The sequence below is a fragment of the Chromohalobacter moromii genome (assembly GCF_023091865.1).
Classification (GTDB): Bacteria; Pseudomonadota; Gammaproteobacteria; order Pseudomonadales; family Halomonadaceae; genus Chromohalobacter; species Chromohalobacter moromii.
Genome location: NZ_JAHXDI010000003.1, coordinates 561,935 through 587,507, shown reverse-complemented (window position 1 = coordinate 587,507; position 25,573 = coordinate 561,935). Strand labels below are relative to the sequence as shown.

The following is a 25,573-nucleotide window of genomic DNA, read 5'->3' as shown; positions in this document are numbered from 1 at the left end:
CCCGCGCGGGCCGCCACAGCATGGAATGTTTCATGAAAACCGTCACCTTGAGCCATCTCAATGCCTTCAAGCATGCCAGCGAACCGTTCAGTTGCCTGACGGCCTACGATGCCTCGTTCGCACAGCATGCGGGCGCCGCCGGTATCGATGTGCTGCTGGTGGGCGATTCGCTGGGCATGGTGCTGCAGGGTCATGCCAGCACGATTCCCGTGACACTCGACGACATCCTTTATCACACGCGCTGCGTAGCGCGCGGCAAACAGCGCAGCCTGTTGATGGTCGACTTGCCCTTCATGAGCAACGCCGACACGCGCCAGTTGCTGCACGATGCCGGCGCCCTGATGCGCGCCGGCGCTGAGCTCGTCAAAATCGAAGGCGCGGGCTGGATGCACGACGATGTGCGCGCCCTCACGCGGCGAGGCGTTCCGGTATGCGCGCATCTGGGCCTGACGCCTCAGAGCGTGCACCAGTTCGGGGGCTACAAGGTGCAAGGCCGCGAACAGGACGATGCCCAGCGCATCGTCGACGATGCCCGCTTGCTGGTCGCTGCCGGTGCCTCGGTGATCCTGCTCGAGTGCGTGCCCGCCGCGCTGGGTCGCGCCGTGCGCGATGCAGTGGAGGTCCCGGTGATCGGGATCGGTGCAGGCCCCGACGTGGATGGCCAGATTTTGGTGATGCATGACATCCTCGGCGTGACGCATGGGCGACCGCCACGTTTCGCCAAGAACTTCCTGACCGGCCACGATAGTATTCAGGCCGCGTTCGCGGCCTACCACGACGCCGTCAAGACACGCCAGTTTCCCGCCGAGGAGCATTGTTTCTGATGTTGACGCTGCACGACATCGCCGAATTGCGTGCCCATTTGAACCTCCCACGCCGCGACGGCCAGCGCATTGCCTTGGTACCGACCATGGGCAATCTGCACGCCGGGCATTTAGCTCTAGTCGATGCCGCGCGCCGTGATGCGGACGTGGTGGTCGCCACCATCTTCGTCAACCCGCTCCAGTTCGGGGCCAATGAAGACTTCTCGAGCTACCCGCGCACGCTCGAGGCCGATACACAGGCGCTGGCGAGCCACGGCTGCGATATCGTCTTCGCCCCCAGTGCCGATGCGCTCTACCCGCACGGTCTCGAGGCGCATACGCACGTCAGCGTGCCCGACGTCTCGGAAGGGCTGTGCGGCGCCAATCGCCCGGGTCACTTCAACGGCGTGGCCACGGTCGTCAGCTTGCTCTTCAACCTGGTACAGCCGGACGTGGCCTACTTTGGCCGCAAGGATTACCAACAATTAATGGTCATCCGTAAACTGGTGGCGGACCTGCATTTCCCGATCGAGATCGTCGGCGTACCTACCCAACGTGCCGAGGACGGCCTAGCGCTCTCCTCACGCAACGCTTATCTGAGTACTGCGGAGCGTCAGCGCGCTCCCGCACTGTATCGCGTCCTGTGCCAGGTGCGTGACGCACTGCAAGGCGGCGAGCCTCCGGCGTCGGCACTGCGTGAGGGGTTAGCGAGCCTGGCGGCGGAAGGCTTCAAACCCGATTACCTCGAGCTGCGTCGTACCCAGGATCTGGGCCCGGTTGCACTGGAGACTCGCGAGACGATACTGCTCGTCGCCGCGCACCTCGGCACCACCCGCTTGATCGACAATCTCCCGGTCAGCTTACCGCGCTGAGTACCGGGACGAGACCACGACGAGGTCCACACGATGTACACCATCTCGGGCCAGTAGCCCTCTCATACCAGCGGTCTACACCTATTACCCGATTGTCGCGCAGCACCGGACTCGCCTATTCTGAGTGTATCGCCCCTCTAGGCTGACAGGAGATTCTCATGGAAGACGTGGTGATCGTAGCAGCACGGCGTACCGCCATCGGCAGCTTCGGCGGCGCCCTCGCCAGCCTCCCCGCAACCCAACTCGGCGCCACGGTCATCGCAGACTTGCTCGCGCATACCGGCGTGGCGCCCGAACAAGTCGACGAGGTTCTTCTAGGCCAGGTACTGGCCGCCGGTTGCGGTCAGAACCCGGCCCGCCAAGCGGCAATCAACGCCGGGCTGCCCTCCGCCGTACCGGCGATGACCATCAACAAGGTCTGCGGCTCGGGGCTCAAGGCCCTACACTTGGCCACGCAAGCCATCCGCTGTGGCGACGCCGAGTTAATCATTGCCGGTGGACAAGAAAACATGTCGCTGTCCCCGCACGTCCTCCCACACTCACGCACCGGTCAACGCATGGGGGACTGGGCGGCGGTGGACACAATGATCCGCGATGGCTTGTGGGATGCTTTCAACGATATTCACATGGGGATCACCGCCGAGAATCTCGCCGAAAAGTACACCATTACACGGGAAGAAATGGACGCCTTTGCCGCCGCCTCCCAACAAAAGGCGGCCTCGGCCATCGAGGAAGGCCGTTTCGCCAGCCAGATCGTGCCGGTGACGATTCCCCAGCGTAAGGGCGACCCACTCCACGTCACCACCGACGAAGGACCTCGCGCAGGCGTGACCGCCGAACAGCTCGCCGGCATGCGCCCAGCTTTCAAGCGCGATGGTTCCGTCACCGCCGGCAATGCCTCCTCGCTCAACGACGGCGCCGCCGTGACCATGCTCTGCTCGGCAAAGAAAGCGAAAGCCCTGGGGCTGGAGCCTCTCGCGGTGATCAAGGCCTACGCCAACGCCGGGGTCGATCCCGCGATCATGGGCATCGGCCCTGCCCCCGCCACGCGGCGTTGCCTGGAACGCGCGGGCTGGTCACTCGACGAGCTGGACCTGATCGAGGCCAACGAGGCATTCGCCGCCCAGGCACTCGCCGTCAACAAGGAGCTCGGCTGGGACCCAGCCAAGATCAATGTCAATGGCGGCGCCATCGCGCTGGGGCATCCTATCGGTGCCTCCGGCTGCCGCATCTTGGTGACGCTGCTACATGAGATGATCGCCCGCGACGCCCAAAAAGGGCTGGCGACGCTGTGCATCGGCGGAGGACAAGGCGTGGCGCTAGCCATCGAACGTCCGTGAAGTGTTAAAAGAAACGCTGTTGTGTAACGCTACGTCAAACCGCTGAACTTTGTGATTCTCCTGCCTGCCCAACCTTTTACGACGCCCAAGCGGCGTCGTATTCGTTTTGGCTTCAACAGGAAATGTCATCGGCATGTTGATTTCGGTGCAGGCATTACGTGCGTTTGCAGCATGGGTGGTCGTCTTCCACCATTTCGTGCAGGTCTTTTTCGCTTTCGATAGCAACAATGCCTTCGAGCATCTTCTTGCCACTCGAGGCCAAATGGGTGTGGATATCTTTTTTATCATCAGTGGCTTCGTCATCTATGCCGCCACTGCACGCCGCGCACCTTCCAGCGGGGAGTTTCTCCTGCAGCGGGCAGCACGCATCGTCCCCGCCTACTGGCTTTATACCGCCATCACGGCGGGTATCGTCTATCTTTCGCAGGATGTGATGCCGGATTATGGCCTGAGTCTCAAAAGCCTGGTGATGTCGCTGTTCTTCCTACCCACCGAGAATCCTGCCGGCTATGGGTACTATCCAACATTACCTGTGGGATGGACGCTCAATTTCGAAATGCTGTTCTACCTGGTGTTTGCGGCATCCTTGCTAGTCAACAAATACCTGCGCCTTTGGTTGCTCGCCCTTGTGCTGATCGCGATCAGCGCCTGGCTTGCGGAGCGTCCCCTAATGAGCGACTTCTACCATGACCCGATCATCTACAATTTCTTGCTCGGGTTGGGGGTCGGCATCGTCTATCGACGCGGCTGGCTACCTCAGGGGCGCTGGCTCCCGGCCGGTATCGCCTTGGTAGCATTCACACTGCTCATGCAGTTCGATGACCCTCAAGGCATGACGCGCTTCCTGGCCTGGGGATTGCCCAGCACGGTGCTGCTTTGTGCGTTCATCGCCATGGAGCCGCTGTTCGCCGGCAACCGAGTGATCAAGGCATTGGGCGACTGGTCCTACTCGACCTACCTGTTGCATGTCATCGTGCTGTGGACGGCGCAATACACGCTGCGCGAACATGCCGGCCTCCCGCCCTACGCGACCCTGGCCATCTGCTTGCCACTCATCGCCGTTTTGTCGTGGGCCAGTTTCGAGTTCGTCGAAAAGCGACTTGCACGCCGCTTGCGCCAGTGGATGCCCAAGCGCCGCTCGCCTCCTGCCGCAAACGCCTACTCAGTTTGAGGCGTCGCTGACGCAAAAAACCCCGCACACCAAGATGTACGGGGTTTCATTAACCGCGTGAGGCGGGCCGTTTATTCAGTCTCAGCCGACGCTGCCTCGAAAGCCGCTTTTTCTTCCGCGGTGATTTCCTTGATGGAAAGCTTCACGCGGTTGCGGTTATCGATATCGAGTACCTTGACGGTGACTTCCTGGCCTTCGCTCAGATAGTCACGCACGTCGTTGACGCGCTCGGGCACGATCTGGGAAATGTGCACCAGACCATCGGTACCCGGCATGAAGGTGACGAAGGCACCGAAGTCGGTGATACGCGCCACGGTGCCGCGGTAGAGCTTGCCGATTTCCGGTTCGGCGGTAATCGCCAGCACGGTGTCGATCGCCGCCTTGGCAGCCGTCTTGTCCTCGGCGTAAATGCGCACGGTACCGTCGTCATCGAGATCGATCGACGCGCCTGTATCATCGCAAATTTTGCGAATAGTCGCGCCGCCCTTGCCGATTACATCACGAATCTTGTCGGGAGCGATCTGGATCGTGGCCATCGACGGTGCGTTGTCGGACACTTCGCTACGGCTCTGGCCGATGACAGTGCTCATCTGTTCGAGAATATGCAGGCGCGCCTCGTGCGCTTGCTGCAGCGCGGTCTCCATGATCTCTTCGTTGATGCCCTCGATCTTGATATCCATCTGCAGGGCCGTCACGCCGGTGGTAGAACCCGCCACCTTGAAGTCCATATCGCCAAGGTGGTCTTCGTCACCGAGGATGTCGGTCAACACCGCAAAGCCGTCGTCATCCTTGACCAGGCCCATGGCAATACCCGCCACCGGGGCCTTGAGAGGGACGCCGGCATCCATCAATGCGAGCGAAGAACCGCATACCGAGGCCATGGAGCTAGAGCCGTTGGACTCAGTGATTTCAGACACTACGCGAATGGTGTAGGGGAAATCTTCCTCGTTGGGGAGCACCGCCTGAACACCACGCCGCGCGAGGCGACCGTGACCGATCTCGCGGCGCTTGGGTCCGCCCATGAAACCGGCTTCGCCCACGCTGTAAGGAGGGAAGTTATAGTGCAATAGGAAGCGGTCCTTGCGCTCGCCTTCCAGCGACTCGACCAGCTGCGCATCCCGCAGCGTCCCCAGGGTCGCGACCACAACCGCCTGGGTCTCGCCTCGCGTGAAGACCGCCGAACCATGTGTCTTGGGTAGATTGCCAACCTCGATCGCCAGCGGACGCACGGTCTTGTGATCGCGGCCATCGATGCGCGGCTCCCCTTTGATCACTCGGGAACGTACCACCCGTTTCTCGAGGCCAGCAAAGCCGCTCTTGACCTCGTCAGCATCGAACTGGCCTTGCTCTTCACCGGCCAGTTGCGCGACCGCCTCATCCTTCAAAGCGGACAAGGCATCCTGACGCTCCATCTTGTCGGTAATGCGATAGGCCTCGCCGATCTTGGCCTCGAAACCGGCCGCCAGGGCCTCCTTGAGAGTCGCATTTTCGGTGGCGGGTTGCCATTCCCAACGCGGCTTGCCCGCTTCGGCGGTCAACTCGTCGATAGCGGCGATCGCGGTCTGCATTTCCTGATGACCGAAAAGCACCGCGCCGAGCATTTCATCCTCGAGCAGTTCGTTGGCCTCGGACTCGACCATTAGCACGGCCTTCCCGGTGCCGGCCACGACCATGTTCAACTCGGAGCTGCCAAGCTCTTCCACCGTCGGGTTGAGGAAATAGCCATTGTCTTCGGTGAAGCCAACGCGCGCGGCAGCAATCGGACCATTGAAGGGGACCCCGGAGATGGCCAGCGCCGCAGACGTGCCTAGCATCGCCGCGATGTCCGGATCATGATTGCGATCAGTGGAGAGCACCGTGCACACGACCTGCACCTCGTTCATGAACCCGTTGGGGAACAGCGGGCGGATCGGACGATCGATCAAACGCGAGGTGAGGGTTTCCTTCTCGGTAGGGCGGCCTTCACGCTTGAAGAAGCCACCGGGAATCTTGCCCACGGCGTAGGTTTTTTCCTGATAATGGACAGAAAGCGGGAAGAAAGGTTGCGCGGGGTTGACGTCTTTCTTGGCCACCACGGTGCACAGCACCACAGTATCGTCCATGGTCACCATCACGGCACCGGTGGCCTGGCGGGCAATGCGGCCCGTTTCCAGGGTGACGGTACTGCGACCGTATTGAAACGTTTTTTTGACCGGGTTCACGGCAATGTCCTTAACTTTTCATCTCATGTATGGGTCGTCTCGACTCGGCGACCATTTTAGGAGTTCACGCGCCACGGGGCTACTCATTACGACACGCGGGACCGACGAAACAAAAAACGGGCAGTCCCGGAGGACTGCCCGTTTCAAACAACCATGCGTCGGCGCTAGCGTGAAAGATCTTCGCGACCTTGGTATGCAGGTGTAATACCTTCATGGCCTCCACACCTACTCTGTCGCGAATGAGGCTTTCCTTAGCGGCGCAGGCCGAGACGCTGGATCAATGACTGATAACGCCCGAGATCCTTACGCTTCAGGTAATCCAGCAGCTTGCGACGCTGGTTGACCATGCGAATCAGGCCACGACGAGAGTGGTGATCCTGCTTGTTGCTCTTGAAGTGATCCTGCAGGCCATCAATGTTGGCGGATAGCAGGGCCACCTGTACTTCAGGGGAACCGGTATCGCTTTCGCCACGACCGTATTCGTCAACGATGGCGGCTTTCTGTTCAGCGGTCAGTGCCATTTCTCTCTCCAGTAAACAATATGCCTGAGCAATGAATGTCGGAGACCACGCATATTTGCAGTCTCCAGGTACTGCCCGCGAAATACGGGCGCCATGTAAAAGGCTTGGCCTTCATGCACACCGAGAGTATCCGATGTGCCCCGGCGCACATGGCACGCGCCGAGTATCACGCCTCACTCGCGAACGGGCGAGGCGGTATTCCGTAAGCGTCGCGGCATGACTTCCCCAGGTGTCGTAACGCTCACGAGCCCAAGGAAAACACCGTCGTGATATAGACGCGCCGTCTCGTCTGGAGCCAACGCCCCGGTCTCAACCCGCGCCCGCTGCCCATGCAGGAGCCGCCGCGACTCGATCGCTGCCACCTCAAGCGATGGCACATGGGGCAACATCGCATCGACAGGCAACAGCCTCGCCTGACGCGAGGCTCCGCTCAATTGCTCGAGCACCTCGAAGCCCTGCATGGCATCGGCGTCGAACGGTCCGCTACGTAGCCGACGCAGGGACGTAATGTGCGCGCCACAGCCTAGCGCCCGACCGATATCCTCGGCCAGCGTACGGATGTAAGTGCCCTTGCTGCAGCGCACCTCGAGCTCGAAGCCTTCAGTCTCACACGACAGCAGGCGCATATCATAAACCGTCACGCAGCGCGCCGCACGCTCGACCTGCTTGCCTTCGCGCGCCAGCTCGTAGAGAGGGCGCCCTTGGTGCTTGAGTGCCGAGTACATCGGAGGCACTTGCTCGATGTCACCGCGAAACCGTGACAGCACGGCCTCGATATCGTGCTCGTTGAGAACCGGCACCGAATGACGCTCGACTAAGGTACCTTCTGCGTCACCGGTATCGGTGATCTCACCTAACCTGACACGCGTGCGGTACGTCTTATCGGCATCCAGCAAATAGGCTGAAAACTTGGTCGCCTCACCAAAGCAGATTGGCAGCAAGCCCGTCGCCATTGGGTCCAGCGTACCGGTATGGCCAGCCTTTTGCGCCTCGTACAAACGGCGCACCTGTTGCAAGGCATGGTTAGACGAGATGCCCTGCGCCTTATCGAGCAGTAGCACGCCATCGACCGGTATGCCACGACGACGTCTCGCCATCAACGAACCTCGTCTTCGGCATCGTCATCGTCGTGACGGCGACGGTCGTCGGCCACCGCCTCGTCGATCAAGGATGACAGACGCTGACCGCGCACAACGCTTTCATCGTAATGAAAGCGCAGTTCCGGCACATGCCGGAGCTTGACACGATTGGCGATCTGACTGCGCAAGAACCCTCGCGCATGACGTAACACTTTGAGGTTTTCATCGATGCGCGAGGCATCGTTCTCACCCAATAGTGTGATGTAGATGTCAGCATAGCCCAGATCGCGACTGACCTTCACCGCACTCACGGTGACCATCCCCAGGCGTGGATCCTTGATCTCACGCTGGATGAGGACGGCCAACTCCTGCTGGAGTTGATCGGCCACACGATCGGTACGTTTGAATTCGCGCATCGTTATCTCCCGCGATTCGCCATTCGGATGGCGGACGACAGGTCGTCCGCCATACCTTACAGGCTACGCTCGACCTTGACCTGATCGAAGACCTCGATCTTGTCGCCGACCTGAACGTCGTTGTAGTTCTTGACGCCAATACCGCATTCCATACCGCTGCGGACCTCGCCAAGATCATCCTTGTAGCGACGCAGGGATTCCAGCTCGCCTTCGTAGATGACGACGTTCTCGCGCAGTACGCGAATCCGCTTGTGGCGATGCACGGTGCCCTCGACGACCATGCAGCCTGCCACGGCGCCGATCTTGGGTGCACGGAACACCTCACGCACTTCGGCCACACCAACGATCTCTTCCTTCCACTCCGGCGCCAGCATGCCACTCATGGCCTGCTTGACCTCGTCGATGAGGTGATAGATCACGCTGTAATAGCGCAGTTCCAAGCCTTCCCGTTCAACGATTTCCCGGGCGGAGACATCGGCACGCACGTTGAAGCCGACCAGAATGGCGTCACTGGCCACCGCCAAGTTGGCATCGGTGCCGGTGATACCGCCGACACCCGAGGACACGACTGCGACCTTGACCTCGTCGGTAGAGAGTTCTTCCAGGGCACCGCGAATCGCTTCCAAGGAGCCTTGCACATCGACCTTGAGGACGATGTTGACCTTGGCCACTTCGTCCTGGCCCATCTGGCTGAACATGTTCTCCAGCTTGGCTTTCTGCTGGCGAGCCAGACGTACTTCGCGGTACTTGCCCTGACGGAAGTTGGCGACTTCACGTGCTTTCTTCTCGTCGGCGACGACGATGAACTCGTCACCGGCTTCGGGCGTACCATCGAGACCCTGGATCTCGACCGGCATGGCCGGGCCGACCTCTTCAACGCGTGTGCCGGTTTCGTTGACCAGCGCTCGAACGCGGCCATAGTGCAAACCAGCCAACACGATATCGCCACGCTTGAGCGTGCCGTTCTGCACCAGCACGGTCGCCACCGGACCACGGCCCTTGTCCAGCTGAGACTCAACGACGACGCCTTTGGCAGGTGCTTCCGGCACCGCTTTGAGCTCGAGCACTTCGGAGACCAGCAGTACCGCTTCGAGCAGTGCATCGATGCCGTCACCGGTCTTGGCTGAGACGTGTACGAACTGCGTATCGCCGCCCCATTCCTCGGAGATCACACCGTGCTGGGACAGTTCATTGCGGATACGGTCGAAATCAGCACCTTCCTTATCGACCTTGTTGACCGCCACCACCATCGGCACGCCGGCCGCTTTTGAATGCTCGATCGCCTCGACGGTCTGCGGCATGACGCCATCGTCGGCCGCCACGACCAGAATGACCACATCGGTCGCCTGGGCACCGCGGGCGCGCATGGCGGTGAACGCTGCGTGGCCTGGAGTATCGAGGAAGGTCACACCACCGTGCTGATCCTCGACGTGATAGGCGCCGATATGCTGGGTGATGCCGCCGGCCTCACCGGTCGCGACCTTCGTGCGGCGAATGAAATCGAGCAGCGAGGTCTTGCCGTGATCGACGTGGCCCATCACCGTGACGACCGGCGCACGCATAATTTCGTCGCCTTCGTAGGAGATGGCCTCGAGCACTTCCGTCTCCAGCGCATCGTCCTTGACCAGCTTGGGCTTGTGGCCCATCTCTTCGACGACGATGGCCGCCGTGTCTTGGTCGATGGTCTGGTTGATGGTCACCGCCGCACCCATGGTGAACATCGCCTTGATGACCTCATTGGCCTTGATCGACATCTTGTCGGCCAACTCGGCAACGCTAATCGACTCAGGAATGCCAACTTCGCGGACGATGGGCTGCGTCGGCTTCTGGAAGCCATGCTGATTATCACGACCGCCGCTACCACGACGACCACCTCGACGCTCGGAGCGCTTGGCTTTCTTGGCATTGCCACGACGACGCTCACGACGATCGTCATCATCGTCACGGCCGCCCTTACGGCCACGTTCGGACTCTTTCTTATGAGGAGTCTGACCACGCCGATTCGGTGTCCGCGGCTCTTTCGGCGGCGCTTCGACGTAGGGCTCGCTCGCGGGCGCCGGTGCGGCGATATCCTCAGGTACGGGCACTTCCGGTGTACTCGGCGTCTCGCTTTCAGCCGGCTTAGCCGTCTCGGATGCCTGAGTGTCTTGCGCCGGCTCTTGTGCCTTCGCTCGTGCAGCTTCTTCCGCAGCGGCCTGTTCTGCCTTGGCGGTTTCGGCAGCCTGGGCGGCCTGAGCCTGCTTGGCATCGGCCATATCACCGACCAACTGACGCGGACCGGCTTCCTCGGCCGGTGCTTCTTCGGCCTGCTCCGGCTCACGCTTGACGTAGGTACGCTTCTTGCGCACCTGCACGTCGATGGCCTTGCCACGGCCATCGCCACTACGGATCCGGCTCTTGGTATTACGCGTCAGCGTCACGCGGTTCTTGGTCGCGCCGCTATCCCCACCATGGCTACGCGTCAGGTGATCGAGAAGGCGCTGCTTGTCCTCCTCGGATACCGCGTCGCCTTCGGCCTGATGGGGAAGTCCTGCTTCTTTCATCTGCTCCAGCAGACGGGACACATCACGCCCCACCTTGCTGGCAAAATCCTTAACGGTCATGTCTGACATTACGACCCTCCTGAGCCCGTGACCAGATTACTGTTCGCTCTCGAACCAAGGCGCACGAGCGGTCATTATCAGCGCCGCAGCGCGCTCTTCGTCCACATTGTCGATGTCCTTGAGATCATCGATGGACTGCTCGGCCAAATCCTCACGAGTGACGATCCCTCGGCTGGCGAGCGTGAATGCCAAGTGACGCTCCATGCCCTCCATTTCAAGGAGGTCGTCGTCAGGCTGCGCACCGTCCAGTGCCTCCTCTGAGGCAATGGCCAGCGTCAGCAACTCGTCCTTGGCTCGAGCGCGCAGCGTTTCGATCAGTGCTTCATCCAATTCCTCGATTTCGAGCAATTCCTCGAGCGGCACGTAGGCCAGCTCCTCAAGCGAGGTAAAGCCCTCATCGACCAGCAGACGAGCGAGTTCCTCGTCGACTTCGAGGTGATTGATGAAGTACTCGATCAGGCTGTCGATTTCTTGCTCGCGCTTGCCTTCGGCCTCTTCCTCGGTCATCACGTTGAGCGTCCAGCCCGTCAGCTCGGAAGCCAGGCGAACGTTCTGGCCGCTGCGGCCGATGGCCTGCGCCAGGTTATCCTCGGCGACGGCGACATCCATGGAGTGGGCGTCTTCGTCGACAAGAATGGAACCGACTTCCGCGGGCGCCATCGCATTGATCACCAATTGCGCCGGGTTGTCGTCCCAGGTAATGATGTCCACGCGCTCGTTACCCAGCTCATTGGACACCGCTTGCACACGCGAACCGCGCATGCCGACACACGCACCGACCGGATCGATACGCTTGTCGTTGGTCTTCACCGCGATCTTGGCGCGTGCGCCAGGATCGCGCGCCGCCCCTTTGATCTCGATCAACTGCTCAGCAATTTCAGGTACTTCTATCTTGAAGAGCTCGACGATCATTTCAGGGCGCGTACGCGTCAGAATCAACTGCGAGCCACGCGCCTCGGCATCGACCTTCCACAACAGGGCACGTACCCGCTCGTTCATGCGGTAACGTTCACCGGGAATCATTTCACTACGCGGTAGAAAAGCCTCGGCGCTCTCCCCCAGATCGACCACCAATCCTTCACGCGTAGTCTTTTTGACGATACCCGCCACCAGTTCGCCTTCACGCTCGGCGTATTGGCGCACGACCTCGGCCCGCTCGGCTTCGCGCACTTTCTGCACGATGACCTGCTTGGCGGTCTGGGCGGCGATGCGCCCGAACGCCACCGATTCGACCTGCTCTTCGACCACATCCCCGAGAGCCAGCGGCGGGTCGCGACGCTCTGCTTCAGAGAGCGGAATCTCGCTATCCGGATTCTCGAACGCGTCGTCGTCGACGACGGTCCAGCGACGGAAGGTTTCATAATCGCCAGTCACGCGGTCGATCTTGACGCGGGCGCTCACTTCTTGGCCGTCGAAACGCTTGCGCGATGCACTCGCCAGCGCCGACTCCACGGCCTCGAAGATCACTTCTCGCGGCACCCCCTTTTCGTTCGAGATCGCATCCACGACTAGCAGAATCTCTTTACTCATGCCTATGCCTCGTAGAAAAGCTGTCCTTAATTATCGAACTGAGGCACCACCCGCGCCTGCTCGATGCTTTCGACCGGAAAGCAATATTCTTGTCCGTCGAGTTGCAGCAGAATCTCGTCGCCCTCGACACCCGCCAGTTGTCCCTGAAACTTGCGACGCCCTTCGAAAGGGGCGCTCAACTTCACCTGGACATGGCTGCCCTTGAAACGCGCGAACTGATCGAGCGTAAACAGGGGACGATCCATTCCCGGCGATGAGACCTCCAAGCGATACTCTCCCGCAATGGGGTCTTCTACATCCAACACGCCACTGACTTGGCGGCTAACTGACGCGCAGTCATCCACGGTCACGCCCTCGGCGCTTTCGATATAGATCACCAAACGGGAATGCTTACCCTGGGCAAGGTAGTCGACCCCCCAGAGATCGAAGCCCATGGCCGTCACGACCGGCTCAATGAGCGTATTCAATGCAGCGTGCTTATTTGCCACAGACGGAGGCTCCCACTAGCAGTTGCATCAGGCACCTGACCAGGAGTAAAGAGGAAAGCTAGGTGGCTGATTGGCGTTATCGTCGCAAGTGATAACAAAAAGCCCCTTCATAGGAAGGGGCCTTTCGTAAAAAACTTGGTAGCGGGGGCCGGATTTGAACCGACGACCTTCGGGTTATGAGCCCGACGAGCTACCAGACTGCTCCACCCCGCATCAATGGCTGACGATTATACTGACCACCTCTTGAAAGGTCAAGGTGTCAAACCATCGTCATATCGTGCCAATCTTTAATTGGGTCAACAGCTTACATTGACTCAATGTGGTGCCGAAGGCGGGACTTGAACCCGCACGACCATGAGGTCACTACCCCCTCAAGATAGCGTGTCTACCAATTCCACCACTTCGGCAACAGGGGCCAGGCTACTCGACACAAAACGCTTGATACTGTTCGTCTGTATCGTCTCGCCTGCTAAACCGCTCATCGTATGCTAGCCAGACTGGTTTCGCACATTGCTTGATGAGCTAACTCAATGACGGCATTGCATTTATTCGCCGCCGTCCTCGAGTACTGGCGCTGCATTCTGCTCGTTATCTTCCTCTTCGTCAATAGAAGGAGAAGAATTTTGTTGCTCGACGACTTGCGCGTCGGGCACACCTTCCTGCGGTGCATCCCCCGCCTGTGAGACGAAGTATGCCAGGCCCAGCGAGGTCACGAAGAAAATCGCCGCCAACACACCCGTCAATTTAGCCAGGAAGTTACCACTGCCTTGCGACCCGAAGACCGTTTGCGAAGCGCCGCCCCCGAAGGACGCGCCAGCGTCGGCCCCCTTACCCTGCTGCAGCAACACCAATACCACCAGGGCAATGGCGATCGCCACATGAACCAACAACACCCCAATATACATCGCGCTACCTTGCTGAATGACAAATGGCTAGAAAATCGTCGACCTTGAGCGAAGCACCACCCACCAGGCCGCCGTCGATATCCGGCTGAGCCAGCAGTTCGGCCGCATTGGCCGCGCTCATGCTGCCGCCGTAAAGCAACCGCATTGCCTGAGCCAGGTCGGGATCGAAACCAGACTGGTACTCGCGAATAGCGGCCATGACGTCTTGCGCTTGCTCAGGTGTCGCCGTGCGTCCCGTGCCAATGGCCCATACCGGCTCATAAGCGATCGTCACCCGAGCGCGTTGCTCGGGCTCGAGGGGGGCCAACGCATGGCCAACCTGGCGCAGCACGACATCAAAGGTATGCCCTGCATCGCGCTCCTCGAGCGTCTCGCCAACGCATAAAATCGGCTGAATGCCGACACTCAATGCTGCCAACAAGCGATCATAAACGTCATCATCGGTTTCTCGATAAAGCGCACGCCGCTCCGAATGGCCGACGAGCACATGCTCGACACCAAACTCTTGGAGCATACGCCCGCTGACCTCGCCGGTGTGTGCACCGGCATGCGACGGGTTGAGCGTCTGCGCACCGAGTTGCACGGATACGTCGGCCAACGCGCGGCGCGCCGCATCAAGATAAGGAAATGGCGGCAGTACGATAACGTCCAGCGAATCGGGAAGCGCGGTGTCGGCGAAGGCACGGCCGAACGCGTCCACCAGTGCATGCGAGCCGTTCATCTTCCAATTGCCCGCGATCAGCGGCGTGCGCATAGAACAGTCCTCCGAATGGAGCGCCATGGTATAGGAGGCGTATTGACAACACAATATGCGCGCCTCAGCGCGCCATTTGCCCCTCGATATCGTCAGCAATGCGCCTGGCCAACGCGTCGACATCGAAATGGGGACGCCCTTCAACCATGACGCGGATCAAGGGTTCGGTGCCCGAGGGGCGCAACAACACACGTCCCTCGTCACCCAGCTCCGCCTCGACTGAAGCAACGGCATGACGCACCTGCTCATTGGCCAACAGCGCCTCGTTATCGACATCGGAGGTCAAGCGTACGTTGACTAACGCCTGCGGCGCTTTCTCGAAACCCTTGAGCAGGCCCGACAGCGACGAGGATTCGCGTACCATGATCGCTAGCACTTGAAGCGCCGACACGATCCCATCGCCGGTCGACTGCACGTGACCGCAGACGATGTGCCCAGAGGACTCGCCGCCCAACTGCCAGCCGTTGGCCGCCAATCGCTCCATGACGTAGCGATCGCCGACCTTGGCACGCTCGAAGGGAATGCCCAAGGCTTCCAGCGCCGCCGCTAGGCCGAAGTTGGACATCAAGGTGCCCACCACACCGCCGCCCAGCAGGTCCCGCGCGCACCGGTCCCGTGCGATCAGATAAAGAATGTCGTCGCCGTCGACCTCATGCCCCTCGGCATCGACGAGAATCACCCGGTCGCCATCGCCATCCAACGCCATGCCGAGATCGGCGCCACGCTCAATCACCGCTGCACGCAAGGCGTCGGGATGCGTGGATCCCACGCCCTGGTTGATATTGAGCCCATCCGGGTCGACGCCGATCAAGCTAACCTCGGCGCCCAATTCGCGTAACACGCTGGGCGCGATGTGGTAAGTTGCGCCATGCGCGCAATCAAGCACCACCTTGAGGCCTTCTAGGGTCAGACGGTCGGGCACCGTAGACTTGCAGAATTCGATGTAGCGTCCTGCAGCATCCGAGATACGCAGCGCCTTGCCCAAGGCCGCCGGTGCAACCGTGGATAGCGGCTGTTCGAGCTCCGCCTCGATCTCTTCCTCGACGGCATCAGCAAGCTTGACGCCCTCGGCGGAGAAGAACTTGATACCATTATCCTGAAACGGATTGTGCGACGCAGAAATGACGATTCCCGCATCAGCACGGAACGTCCGAGTCAAGTACGCGATACCCGGCGTGGGCATCGGTCCCAGCAATGATACATCGACCCCTGCTGCCGATAGTCCCGCTTCCAGGGCAGACTCGAACATATAGCCCGAAATCCGCGTATCCTTGCCGATCAACACCTTGGCGCGCGACTTGCGCCCCGTGTGGCGTGACAGCACACGGCCCATCGCCCAGCCCAGTTTCAATACGAAATCGGCGGTAATGGGAGGCTCCCCCACCGTGCCGCGAATACCATCGGTTCCAAAATAGCGTCGTGTCATGCGTCGGTGCCTTCCTGTAGCACTGCCCAAGTCATATTGACCGCATCCACCGTCGGTCCCACATCGTGGACGCGCACGATACGCGCCCCACGCTCTACCGCCATCGTAGCAAGCGCCAGGCCGCCCGGCAGGCGCTCCTCAACGGGACGCGCCAGCACTTTGCCAATCATACTCTTACGTGACATACCGGCCAGCACGGGGAGCCCAAAATCAGTCAATGGTTGCATGCGATTCAGCAAGCGCAGGTTATGCTCGACACGCTTGCCGAAACCAAAGCCTGGATCGAGCACCAACTGGTCGCGCCGAACTCCTGCCGCCTCGCATTCGGCGATACGCGTCTCGAGGAAAGCGGCCACCGCTTCCTCGATCGGCACCTCATAATGCGGTGCCCGCTGCATGTCGGTAGGCTCGCCCAGCATATGCATCACGCATACCGGCAAGCCGCTCATCGCCGCGGCCTCCAGCGCGCCGGGCCAGCGCAGACTGCGCACGTCATTGATCATGCCAGCGCCCCGCGATGCCGCCTCACGCATCACTTCGCCGCGACTGGTGTCCAACGACACCAATGCATCCAGCTCGTTAACCAAACGCTCCACCACCGGCAACACCCGATCCAGCTCTTCCTGCAGCGGCACCGGCGAGGCCCCAGGACGTGTCGACTCGCCGCCGATATCGATAATCGACGCCCCCTCCGCCAGCATGGTTTCGGCGTGACGCACGGCCTCATCCAAGGCGTTATAGCGGCCGCCATCGGAAAACGAATCGGGCGTGACATTGAGGATCCCCATGACGCGAGGATACGAGAGGTCGAGCTGATGGCGCCCACAGCGCAGCTGCATGGGCATGGCGTATCGGTCTTGCATGATCAGAGCCGTTGCAACGTCAAACGTCTACCTTACCATGCGTCGGCCAGAGTGTAAGCACGCCCTAAACGCCAACGGGCGCCGCTATGCGGCGCCCGTTGGAAGATAGAGCAACATGAATATTAGTGGCCGGCCGGTCCGCCCAACGGATCAGAAGGGCGACGACTGGTGTCGCCCGCTTCGTCGCCCTGCTCTTCGGTTTCATCGTCGGCAGAGGGGCTTGCAGTCGACCCCGAGCCGGTCGTCGGCCCCTTGTCGTCCCAATCCTCCGGCGGACGCGGCTTACGGCCTTCCATGATCTCGCGAATCTGATTGGCGTCGATAGTTTCGTATTGCATCAACGATTCGGCCATCAGGTCGAGCTTGTCACGGTTATCCTCGAGAAGCTGGCGTGCCTTGGCATAGCACTCGTCGATGATCCGACGCACTTCCTTGTCGAGTCGTGTCGTGGTCTCGCCAGACTTGAGCTTGCCACCTTGACCAGGACCACCCAGGAACTGGTGCGACTCGTCCTCGTCATACATCAGCGGCCCCATCTCCTCGGAGAGACCCCACTTGGCCACCATGTTATGGGCCAGCTCGGTTGCACGCTTGATGTCGTTGGATGCCCCGGTCGTGACCCCGTTCGGCCCCAGCGTCATCTCCTCGGCAAGACGGCCACCAAACAATGAGCAAATCTGACTGATGATCTGCTGGCGAGAGAGGCTATACCGATCTTCTTCCGGCAGGAACATGGTCACACCTAGCGCACGACCACGCGGAATGATCGTCACCTTATAGACGGGATCATGCTCGGGCATCAAGAGCCCGATAATGGCGTGGCCCGACTCGTGATACGCGGTGTTGCTCTTTTCCTTTTCGGACATGGCCATCGAGCGTTTTTCGGCGCCCATCAGGATCTTGTCCTTGGCCATTTCGAGCTCGTCCATACCCACCAGACGCTTGTTGCGACGCGCCGCGAACAATGCCGCTTCGTTGACCAGGTTGGCCAGATCGGCACCGGAGAAACCCGGTGTCCCGCGTGCAATGAAGCTCGATTGGACATCATCCGCCAGCGGCACCTTGCGCAGGTGTACGCCAAGAATGTGCTCACGCCCGCGAATATCGGGGAGCCCCACCACGACCTGACGGTCGAAACGGCCAGGACGCGTCAACGCGGGGTCGAGCACATCGGGACGGTTGGTCGCGGCGATGACGATGATGCCTTCGTTGGCCTCGAAACCATCCATCTCGACCAATAGCTGGTTGAGCGTCTGCTCGCGTTCATCGTTGCCGCCACCCATGCCGGCGCCACGCGAACGCCCAACGGCGTCGATCTCGTCGATGAAGATGATGCACGGGGCCTGCTTCTTGGCTTGCTCGAACATGTCACGGACACGCGATGCCCCTACGCCGACGAACATTTCCACGAAGTCGGAGCCCGAGATCGAGAAGAACGGCACATTGGCTTCGCCGGAGATCGACTTGGCCAGCAACGTCTTACCCGTACCCGGCGGCCCCACCATCAGGACGCCACGAGGAATCTGTCCCCCCAAGCGCTGGAACTTGCTGGGGTCCTTGAGGAAGTCAACGAGCTCTTCGACTTCTTCCTTGGCCTCGTCACAGCCGGCCACGTCGGCGAAAGTGGTTTTGATCTGGTCTTGGGTCAGCAGCTTGGCTTTTGACTTACCAAAGCTCATGGGGCCGCCCTTGCCACCAGCGCCCCCCTGCATTTGACGCATGAAGAAGATGAAAATGGCCAGAATGATCAGAATCGGGAAGCTGGCCACGAGCAGGCGCGTCCACAAGCTTTGCTCTTCCGGCTGCTTGCCTACCACGCTGACATCGTGCGCCAGCAGATCATCCATCAACTTGGGATCTTGCGCCGCCGGACGGATCGTCTGGAATTGCGAGCCATCATCGCGCTCGCCCGTGATCGTATAACCTTCGATGGTTACACTGCTCACTTGGTCATTCTGCACCTGCTCGACGAATTGGGAGTAGCTCATCGCCTGAGGCGAGCTGTCGGAACTGAAATTGTTGAACACCGTCAGCAATACCGCCGCGATGACCAACCAGAGGATCAGGTTCTTCGCCATGTCGTTCAAGGGAATACCCTCATTGCATGCAACTGTCTGCCAAGCAGGACCATAGATTGGACACTACACCACAAGAAGCGTTCCGACTACCAAGTCATTCTGACTATCGAGCCGATACGCCTGAGGGCAAGTCCTATGGACGCAAGCTCAGCCGTGGAATCCTTCTGCAAACAGATAGACTTCGCGCGAACGGGCACGCGAGGCCTCCGGCTTGCGAGTCGTCACCTTGCGAAAGCTGCTACGCAGCTCTTTCAAATATGCATCGAACCCTTCTCCCTGGAAGACCTTGGCCAGAAAGCGCCCACCGGGCGATAAGGTTTGGCGCGCCAGATCCAGCGCCAGCTCGACGAGATACATCGCCTGGGGCTGATCGATGGCCGCCATACCACTCATATTGGGGGCCATGTCGGACATCACAAGGTCGACACGACGCCCTTCCAAGGCGGCAAGAATCCGCTCCAGCACATCCATTTCAGTGAAATCGCCCTGTACGAACGTCACCCCGGCCAGCGTATCTATCTCCAGGAGGTCCGACGCCACCACACAACCCTTGGTTCCGACCTTATCGGCGGCAACCTGGCTCCATCCGCCGGGTGCGGCGCCAAGATCGATGACGGTCATGCCCGGCTTGAACAGCGCATCCTTGGCATCGAGCTCGAGTAACTTGTAACTCGCCCGCGAGCGATAGCCATCTTGCCACGAGCGCTGTACGTAGCGATCGTCGAAGTGCTCCTTGAGCCAAGAGGCCGAGCGCTTGCTAGTATGCGAGGAACGTGCCACGGGTCACCTAAATCGATAGCGGTCTAAACTCATCCGGAAGGCAGGGCGGGCTAGCTGAGCGGGCGGCACGGCCTTTCCAAGACGCCGCTTTCCCCGTAACATGGCGCGTTCTATCTTTTCTCGGCGCCACACTTATCGAGGGCTGGCCGCAAGGCCAGAACGACCGACAACAGTTGCGCCGGTCTGCGGCTTGGCCGCATTCAGATAACGCCCTCGGCAACACGCCGAGTGTCCGCCAACCCGGAACAGTCACGATACCATGAGCTTGTCACAGGCACAAAAGAAAGCATTTCGCAGCATCGGCCACCACTTGAACCCCGTGGTGACGGTCTCGGAAAACGGGCTGACCGAAGGCGTCTTGGCCGAGCTCGCTCGCGCCCTGGAAGATCACGAACTGATCAAGGTCAAGCTTGCCATCGGCGATCGCGATGCCCGCCAAACCGTGATCGACGAATTGACCGAGGCCAGCCACAGCGAACTCGTCCAGACGATCGGCAAGGTTGCGCTGCTTTATCGCCGCAACCCTCGCGTCAATCCCAAGCTATCCAACATCCAGCGCTTCGAGAACCACCACGGCCGGCGCTAAGCCGCGAGCCGCGAAAAGCAGAATCCCCGAAATGAAAAACGCCAGCGATATCGCTGGCGTTTTTAGCTCGTAGCTCGTAGCTCGTAGCTCAGAGGTGCTCGACCCCGGCAATTTCGTATTCGACGTCGCCACCCGGCGTGCGCACTAACACGGTATCGCCTTCTTCCTTACCGATCAGAGCGCGCGCGATCGGCGATGTCACGGAAATCCGCCCCTCTTTGATGTCGGCTTCGTCTTCGCCGACGATGCGGTAACGCACTTCCTCATCGTCCTGGAGGTTGATCAATTCGACCGTCACGCCGAAGATCACCTTGCCGGTCTTGGGCAACTTGGTGACGTCGATCACCTGCGACGCGGACAGCTTGCCCTCGATTTCCTGAATGCGCCCTTCGATGAACCCTTGCTGCTCCCGCGCAGCATGGTACTCGGCGTTCTCCTTGAGATCACCGTGTTCACGCGCCTCGGCAATGGCGTTGATCACCTGGGGGCGCTCCACGCTCTTGAGGTGCTCGAGCTCCTTTCGCAGGCCTTGCTCACCTGCGACGGTCATCGGGACCTTATTCATGTGCTTGCTCCTGCATGCAGTTCCTGCAGCCGCCGTACGGTAATTGCATTTCCATACTCAAGCGCCATACACACCGCACGCGCCCCAGCCAGCGTCGTGGCATAAGGGACCTTGCGAGCGAGTGCGGTACGGCGGATCACGGAAGAATCACTGATCGCCTGGCGGCCTTCGGTCGTATTGACGATATAGGCCACCTCGTCGTTTTTGAGCATATCGACGATATGGGGGCGGCCTTCATAGACCTTATTGACGACCTTGACCGGGAGGCCAGCCGCTTCGAGAGCGATGGCGGTGCCACGGGTCGCGATCAGGCTAAAGCCCAATGCTAGCAGAGATTGGGCCACCTCGGTAATCTCGCTCTTGTCCGGGTCACGTACCGAAAGGAACGCCTGGCGCTCACCGCTCAAGCGCGGAATCGCTTCGCCCGCACCGAGCTGCGCCTTGTAGAAGGCTTCGGCAAAGGTCGCGCCGCTCCCCATCACCTCACCGGTGGACTTCATCTCCGGTGACAGGATCGGATCGACGCCCGGGAATTTGTTGAACGGGAAGACGGCTTCCTTGACGCTGTAATAGCCTGGCAAACGTTCACGAGTGAAATCCTGCTCCGCGAGGGTCTTGCCGGCCATGCAGCGCGCCGCGACCTGAGCCAGCGAGGTGCCGATGCACTTGGACACGAAAGGCACCGTGCGCGACGCACGCGGATTGACTTCGATGACGTAGATCTCACCGTCCTGCCAGGCGAGCTGCACATTCATCAGCCCGACCACGTTGAGCTCCAGCGCCATACGCTTGACCTGGTCGCGCATCTCGTCCTGGACCTCTGGCGGCAGCGAGTACGGCGGCAACGAGCACGCCGAGTCGCCAGAGTGCACACCGGCCTGCTCGATATGCTGCATGATGCCGCCGATGACCACCTGCTCGCCGTCGCTGACCGCGTCGATATCGATCTCAATGGCCGCATTGAGGAAGTGATCCAGCAACACCGGCGAATCGTTGGAGACCTTGACCGCATGCGTCATGTAGTTTTCTAGCTCGGAGGCGTCATAGACGATCTCCATGGCGCGACCTCCCAGCACGTAGCTGGGGCGCACCACCAGCGGATAACCGATCTTCTCGGCCTTTGAGAAGGCATCCTCGAAGCTGCGCGCGGTAGCGTTGGGCGGCTGCTTGAGACCCAGCTTGTCGATCATCTTCTGGAAGCGCTCGCGATCCTCGGCACGATCGATCGCATCTGGCGTAGTGCCGATGATCGGCACACCGGCCGCCTCTAGCGCACGTGCCAACTTGAGCGGCGTCTGCCCGCCAAACTGCACGATCACACCGGCGGGCTTCTCCTTGTCGGCGATCTCGAGCACGTCCTCCAGTGTGACCGGCTCGAAGTAGAGCCGATCAGACGTGTCGTAATCGGTGGACACGGTTTCCGGGTTGCAGTTGACCATGATGGTTTCAAAGCCGTCCTCGCGCATGGCGAGCGCCGCGTGCACGCAGCAGTAGTCGAACTCGATGCCCTGGCCGATGCGGTTGGGCCCACCGCCCAGCACCATGATTTTCTGGCGATCGCTGACCTCGGCCTCGCACTCCTCCTCGTAGGTGGAGTACATATAGGCCGTGTCGGAGGCGAACTCGGCAGCACAGGTGTCGACGCGCTTATAGACCGGGCGAATGCCGTGCTTCTGGCGCGTCTTGCGGAACTCTTCCTCGGAGACCCCAAGCAGCGTGGCAAGACGTGCATCGGCAAACCCTTTGCGCTTGAGGCGGAACAGTGCCGCCGCCGACAGCTCGTTCAGCGAGCGACTGGCGAGCTGCTGCTCGAGACGCACCAGTTCCTCGATCTGCACCAGGTACCAGCGGTCGATGTTGGTCAGCGCGAAGACCTCATCAACACTCATGCCCGCACGCATCGCATCCGCTACGAAGAAGATGCGATCGGCGCCGGCGGCCTGCAGCTCGCCTTTGATCAGCGCCATGCCCGCATCGTTGTAGTCGGTGACCTTGGGATCCAGGCCATCGACGCCGGTTTCCATGCCGCGCAGCGCCTTCTGCAGCGACTCCTGAAAGGTCCGCCCGATGGCCATGGTCTCGCCCACCGACTTCATCTGCGTGGTTAGACGGTCGTTGGCCTGGGGAAACTTCTCGAAGGTGAAGCGTGGGATCTTGGTAACGACGTAGTCGATGGACGGTTCGAACGAAGCCGGTGTCTTGCCGCCGGTGATGTCGTTTTGCAGCTCGTCGAGCGTATAGCCGACCGCCAGCTTGGCGGCGATCTTGGCGATCGGGAAGCCGGTCGCCTTGGACGCCAGTGCCGAGGAGCGACTGACGCGCGGGTTCATCTCGATGACCACCACACGACCGGTCTGCGGATCGACCCCAAACTGCACGTTGGACCCACCGGTCTCGACACCGATCTCACGCAACACCGCCAGCGAGGCGTCACGCATGATCTGGTATTCCTTGTCGGTCAGCGTCTGCGCCGGGGCAACGGTGATCGAATCGCCGGTATGTACGCCCATGGGGTCGAAGTTCTCGATGGCACACACGATGATGCAGTTGTCGTGCTTGTCGCGCACGACCTCCATCTCGTATTCCTTCCACCCCAGCAGCGACTCGTCGATGAGCAGCTCGTGGTTATTGGAAAGCTCGAAGCCGCGCGTACAGATCTCCTCGAACTCTTCCTTATTGTAGGCCACACCGCCGCCGGAGCCGCCCATGGTATAGGACGGCCGAATGATCACCGGGAAGCCCAACTCGCCCTGAATTTCCCACGCTTCGCTCATGCGATGGGCGACCTTCGCCTTGGGGCATTCCAGGCCGATGTTCTTCATGGCCTTGTCGAACAGGTCGCGATCTTCGGCCTTGTTGATGGCGTCGGCATTGGCGCCGATCATTTCCACGCCGTATTGCGTCAACACGCCCTGCTTGTCGAGATCCAGCGCGCAATTGAGCGCCGTCTGCCCCCCCATGGTCGGCAGGACGGCATCGGGGCGCTCCTTCTCGATGATCTGGGCGACCGCCTGCCAGGTGATCGGCTCGATATAGGTCGCATCCGCCATCACCGGGTCGGTCATGATGGTGGCCGGATTGGAATTGACCAGAATGACGCGATAGCCCTCCTCGCGCAGCGCCTTACAGGCCTGGGCGCCGGAATAATCGAATTCGCACGCCTGGCCAATGACGATGGGCCCGGCGCCGATGATCAGAATGCTTTGAAGGTCGGTACGTTTCGGCATGACGATTCCCGCTAACTTGGTGACTGACGACGGCTCAACGTGAAAACGCCTCCGCCGCGCGGAGGCGGGGCCTTAGCGACGCGCTTGCATCGAGGCGATGAAGCGGTCGAATAGCGGCGCGACATCGCGCGGGCCGGGGCTGGCCTCGGGATGGCCCTGAAAGCTGAACGCCGGGCAATCGGTACGCTCGATGCCTTGCAACGTGCCATCGAACAGCGAGCGGTGCGTGGCCCGCACGTTGGCCGGTAGACTCGCTTCGTCGACCGCGAAGCCGTGATTCTGACTGGTGATCATTACCCGGCCGGTATCGAGATCCTCAACCGGATGGTTGGCACCATGATGGCCGTTGTTCATCTTCACCGTACGCGCTCCGGAGGCCAACCCAAGCAGTTGGTGCCCCAGGCAAATGCCGAACAGCGGCACATCGGCGGCGATGACCTCGCGAATAGCCGCGATGGCGTAATCGCAAGGCTCCGGGTCGCCAGGCCCATTGGCCAGGAAGACGCCATCGGGGTTCATCGCCAGCACCTCGGCGGCCGGGGTCTGTGCCGGCACCACCGTCAGGCGGCATCCGCGCGAGGCCAACATCCGCAGGATGTTGAACTTCGCCCCATAGTCATACGCCACCACATGAAACGGACGCTCGCGCTCGGCCGCATCGGCATAGCCGCTGTCCAGCGACCACTCTCCTTCGCTCCATTCGTAAGTCTCGCGACAACTCACTTCCTTGGCGAGATCCATGCCTTTGAGGCCGGGAAAGGCGCGCGCCGCCGCCAAGGCTCGCTCGACGGCATCCTCGCCCTCGGCCTCGCTGCCTGCCAGGATCGCGCCATTCTGCGCGCCCTTGTCGCGCAACAGTCGCGTCAAGCGCCGTGTGTCGATATCGGCGATGCCCAGCACATTGCCACGCGTGAGATACTCGTCGAGGCTCGCCTCGCTGCGGAAATTGCTGGCCATGAGAGGCAAGTCACGGATCACCAGACCGGCCGCAGCGATGGCGGCAGACTCGATGTCCTCGGCGTTGACGCCGGTATTGCCGATATGAGGATAGGTGAGGGTAACGATTTGTCGCGTGTAGGAGGGGTCGGTAAGGATTTCCTGATAGCCAGTCATGGCCGTATTGAAAACCACTTCACCACTCGTTTGCCCATCGGCTCCGATGGCACTGCCATGAAATACACTGCCGTCTTCCAAGGCCAATATCGCGGGTCTGATCAACGCAACGTCCTCCCCTTGTCATGCGCGAGTCTGAGCCAGGGCCGGCGAGTCACCGGCCCCTTCGTATTCAAGGAGCACTGAGAGTATCGACGACCGCTGCTCGCGGGTCGTAAAAAAGCGGGACGAAACCTGAAAGAAGTCCGGTTT

At 60.6% G+C, this 25,573-nt stretch carries 21 protein-coding genes and 2 tRNA genes; 5 read left to right on the top strand and 18 right to left on the bottom strand.

Going from position 1 to position 25,573, the window contains the following annotated elements:
• The first annotated feature begins 32 nt into the window (after window positions 1–32).
• From panB to KZO83_RS12780, 4 genes are all read left to right on the top strand, one after another.
• Window positions 33–824, top strand: a complete 792-nt coding sequence (gene panB / locus KZO83_RS12795) for a 3-methyl-2-oxobutanoate hydroxymethyltransferase (RefSeq protein ID WP_178998979.1) — start codon at window positions 33–35, stop codon at window positions 822–824.
• Window positions 824–1,675 carry a pantoate--beta-alanine ligase gene (gene panC, locus KZO83_RS12790; RefSeq protein ID WP_247621071.1) on the top strand — a complete coding sequence of 284 codons (852 nt, stop codon included), beginning with the start codon at window positions 824–826 and terminating at the stop codon, window positions 1,673–1,675. Before panB ends, panC begins: the two co-directional genes overlap by 1 nt.
• A gap of 158 nt (window positions 1,676–1,833) precedes the next feature.
• A complete protein-coding gene (locus KZO83_RS12785; protein ID WP_178998981.1) occupies window positions 1,834–3,015 on the top strand; it encodes an acetyl-CoA C-acetyltransferase in 1,182 nt (393 codons plus the stop codon).
• Between the two features lie 133 nt (window positions 3,016–3,148).
• The gene (locus KZO83_RS12780; RefSeq protein ID WP_247621070.1) at window positions 3,149–4,186 is read left to right on the top strand and encodes an acyltransferase family protein; all 1,038 of its coding nucleotides are present in this window, start codon (window positions 3,149–3,151) and stop codon (window positions 4,184–4,186) included.
• 71 nt (window positions 4,187–4,257) lie between these two features.
• Here KZO83_RS12780 and pnp read toward each other — a convergent pair whose 3' ends face one another.
• The 15 genes from pnp to rlmE form a co-directional block, all read right to left on the bottom strand.
• On the bottom strand, window positions 4,258–6,387 hold the full coding sequence (gene pnp / locus KZO83_RS12775) for a polyribonucleotide nucleotidyltransferase (RefSeq protein ID WP_178998983.1): 2,130 nt from the start codon (window positions 6,385–6,387) through the stop codon (window positions 4,258–4,260).
• A 251-nt stretch (window positions 6,388–6,638) separates the two neighbouring features.
• Complete coding sequence (rpsO, locus tag KZO83_RS12770; RefSeq protein ID WP_040239907.1) at window positions 6,639–6,908, bottom strand: 30S ribosomal protein S15; 270 nt, start codon at window positions 6,906–6,908, stop codon at window positions 6,639–6,641.
• A gap of 173 nt (window positions 6,909–7,081) precedes the next feature.
• Window positions 7,082–8,005: a tRNA pseudouridine(55) synthase TruB gene (truB, locus tag KZO83_RS12765; RefSeq protein ID WP_247621069.1), complete on the bottom strand. Its 924-nt coding sequence runs from the start codon at window positions 8,003–8,005 to the stop codon at window positions 7,082–7,084.
• Window positions 8,005–8,403: a 30S ribosome-binding factor RbfA gene (gene rbfA / locus KZO83_RS12760; protein WP_247621068.1), complete on the bottom strand. Its 399-nt coding sequence runs from the start codon at window positions 8,401–8,403 to the stop codon at window positions 8,005–8,007. The genes truB and rbfA overlap by 1 nt, the downstream gene beginning before the upstream one ends.
• A 56-nt stretch (window positions 8,404–8,459) precedes the next feature.
• Window positions 8,460–11,015: a translation initiation factor IF-2 gene (gene infB / locus KZO83_RS12755; protein WP_178998986.1), complete on the bottom strand. Its 2,556-nt coding sequence runs from the start codon at window positions 11,013–11,015 to the stop codon at window positions 8,460–8,462.
• A 27-nt stretch (window positions 11,016–11,042) separates the two neighbouring features.
• Window positions 11,043–12,536 (bottom strand): transcription termination factor NusA, encoded by a 1,494-nt coding sequence (gene nusA / locus KZO83_RS12750; protein ID WP_247621067.1) that lies wholly within the window; start codon window positions 12,534–12,536, stop codon window positions 11,043–11,045.
• Window positions 12,537–12,562: 26 nt separating this feature from the next.
• Complete coding sequence (gene rimP / locus KZO83_RS12745; protein WP_178998988.1) at window positions 12,563–13,024, bottom strand: ribosome maturation factor RimP; 462 nt, start codon at window positions 13,022–13,024, stop codon at window positions 12,563–12,565.
• A 136-nt stretch (window positions 13,025–13,160) separates the two neighbouring features.
• Window positions 13,161–13,237 (bottom strand) — tRNA-Met (locus tag KZO83_RS12740).
• 107 nt (window positions 13,238–13,344) lie between these two features.
• Window positions 13,345–13,431: transfer RNA gene (locus KZO83_RS12735), tRNA-Leu, on the bottom strand.
• A 138-nt stretch (window positions 13,432–13,569) separates the two neighbouring features.
• Window positions 13,570–13,929 (bottom strand): preprotein translocase subunit SecG, encoded by a 360-nt coding sequence (secG, locus tag KZO83_RS12730; RefSeq protein ID WP_178998989.1) that lies wholly within the window; start codon window positions 13,927–13,929, stop codon window positions 13,570–13,572.
• A 4-nt stretch (window positions 13,930–13,933) separates the two neighbouring features.
• Window positions 13,934–14,683 carry a triose-phosphate isomerase gene (tpiA, locus tag KZO83_RS12725; RefSeq protein ID WP_178998990.1) on the bottom strand — a complete coding sequence of 250 codons (750 nt, stop codon included), beginning with the start codon at window positions 14,681–14,683 and terminating at the stop codon, window positions 13,934–13,936.
• Window positions 14,684–14,747: 64 nt separating this feature from the next.
• Window positions 14,748–16,109: a phosphoglucosamine mutase gene (gene glmM, locus KZO83_RS12720; protein ID WP_247621066.1), complete on the bottom strand. Its 1,362-nt coding sequence runs from the start codon at window positions 16,107–16,109 to the stop codon at window positions 14,748–14,750.
• On the bottom strand, window positions 16,106–16,972 hold the full coding sequence (folP, locus tag KZO83_RS12715; protein WP_442867476.1) for a dihydropteroate synthase: 867 nt from the start codon (window positions 16,970–16,972) through the stop codon (window positions 16,106–16,108). The genes glmM and folP overlap by 4 nt, the downstream gene beginning before the upstream one ends.
• Before the next feature lie 122 nt (window positions 16,973–17,094).
• Window positions 17,095–19,059: an ATP-dependent zinc metalloprotease FtsH gene (ftsH, locus tag KZO83_RS12710; RefSeq protein ID WP_247621065.1), complete on the bottom strand. Its 1,965-nt coding sequence runs from the start codon at window positions 19,057–19,059 to the stop codon at window positions 17,095–17,097.
• Window positions 19,060–19,197: 138 nt separating this feature from the next.
• The gene (gene rlmE / locus KZO83_RS12705) at window positions 19,198–19,830 is read right to left on the bottom strand and encodes a 23S rRNA (uridine(2552)-2'-O)-methyltransferase RlmE (protein WP_178998993.1); all 633 of its coding nucleotides are present in this window, start codon (window positions 19,828–19,830) and stop codon (window positions 19,198–19,200) included.
• A 259-nt stretch (window positions 19,831–20,089) separates the two neighbouring features.
• On the opposite strand from rlmE, the gene yhbY reads away from it, so the two are divergent.
• Window positions 20,090–20,416 (top strand): ribosome assembly RNA-binding protein YhbY, encoded by a 327-nt coding sequence (gene yhbY, locus KZO83_RS12700; protein WP_097021324.1) that lies wholly within the window; start codon window positions 20,090–20,092, stop codon window positions 20,414–20,416.
• 88 nt (window positions 20,417–20,504) lie between these two features.
• Here the strand turns inward: yhbY and greA are convergent, their stop codons facing one another.
• The 3 genes from greA to carA all read right to left on the bottom strand — a co-directional run bounded on the left by greA (window position 20,505) and on the right by carA (window position 25,426).
• Window positions 20,505–20,981 carry a transcription elongation factor GreA gene (gene greA / locus KZO83_RS12695; RefSeq protein WP_178998995.1) on the bottom strand — a complete coding sequence of 159 codons (477 nt, stop codon included), beginning with the start codon at window positions 20,979–20,981 and terminating at the stop codon, window positions 20,505–20,507.
• Window positions 20,978–24,208 (bottom strand): carbamoyl-phosphate synthase large subunit, encoded by a 3,231-nt coding sequence (carB, locus tag KZO83_RS12690; protein ID WP_178998996.1) that lies wholly within the window; start codon window positions 24,206–24,208, stop codon window positions 20,978–20,980. Before carB ends, greA begins: the two co-directional genes overlap by 4 nt.
• 72 nt (window positions 24,209–24,280) lie before the next feature.
• Window positions 24,281–25,426, bottom strand: a complete 1,146-nt coding sequence (gene carA / locus KZO83_RS12685) for a glutamine-hydrolyzing carbamoyl-phosphate synthase small subunit (RefSeq protein ID WP_247621064.1) — start codon at window positions 25,424–25,426, stop codon at window positions 24,281–24,283.
• Window positions 25,427–25,573 lie beyond the last annotated feature (147 nt).

Coding starts and splice junctions, on each gene's coding strand:
- rpsO (WP_040239907.1), bottom strand. CDS start 6,908: ATGGCACTGACCGCTGAACAGAAAGCCGCCATCGTTGACGAATACGGT.
- panB (WP_178998979.1), top strand. CDS start 33: ATGAAAACCGTCACCTTGAGCCATCTCAATGCCTTCAAGCATGCCAGC.
- nusA (WP_247621067.1), bottom strand. CDS start 12,536: ATGAGTAAAGAGATTCTGCTAGTCGTGGATGCGATCTCGAACGAAAAG.
- KZO83_RS12780 (WP_247621070.1), top strand. CDS start 3,149: ATGTTGATTTCGGTGCAGGCATTACGTGCGTTTGCAGCATGGGTGGTC.
- yhbY (WP_097021324.1), top strand. CDS start 20,090: ATGAGCTTGTCACAGGCACAAAAGAAAGCATTTCGCAGCATCGGCCAC.
- secG (WP_178998989.1), bottom strand. CDS start 13,929: ATGTATATTGGGGTGTTGTTGGTTCATGTGGCGATCGCCATTGCCCTG.
- carB (WP_178998996.1), bottom strand. CDS start 24,208: ATGCCGAAACGTACCGACCTTCAAAGCATTCTGATCATCGGCGCCGGG.
- tpiA (WP_178998990.1), bottom strand. CDS start 14,683: ATGCGCACGCCGCTGATCGCGGGCAATTGGAAGATGAACGGCTCGCAT.
- infB (WP_178998986.1), bottom strand. CDS start 11,015: ATGTCAGACATGACCGTTAAGGATTTTGCCAGCAAGGTGGGGCGTGAT.
- folP (WP_442867476.1), bottom strand. CDS start 16,972: ATGCAAGACCGATACGCCATGCCCATGCAGCTGCGCTGTGGGCGCCAT.
- rbfA (WP_247621068.1), bottom strand. CDS start 8,403: ATGCGCGAATTCAAACGTACCGATCGTGTGGCCGATCAACTCCAGCAG.
- glmM (WP_247621066.1), bottom strand. CDS start 16,109: ATGACACGACGCTATTTTGGAACCGATGGTATTCGCGGCACGGTGGGG.
- KZO83_RS12785 (WP_178998981.1), top strand. CDS start 1,834: ATGGAAGACGTGGTGATCGTAGCAGCACGGCGTACCGCCATCGGCAGC.
- panC (WP_247621071.1), top strand. CDS start 824: ATGTTGACGCTGCACGACATCGCCGAATTGCGTGCCCATTTGAACCTC.
- truB (WP_247621069.1), bottom strand. CDS start 8,005: ATGGCGAGACGTCGTCGTGGCATACCGGTCGATGGCGTGCTACTGCTC.
- greA (WP_178998995.1), bottom strand. CDS start 20,981: ATGAATAAGGTCCCGATGACCGTCGCAGGTGAGCAAGGCCTGCGAAAG.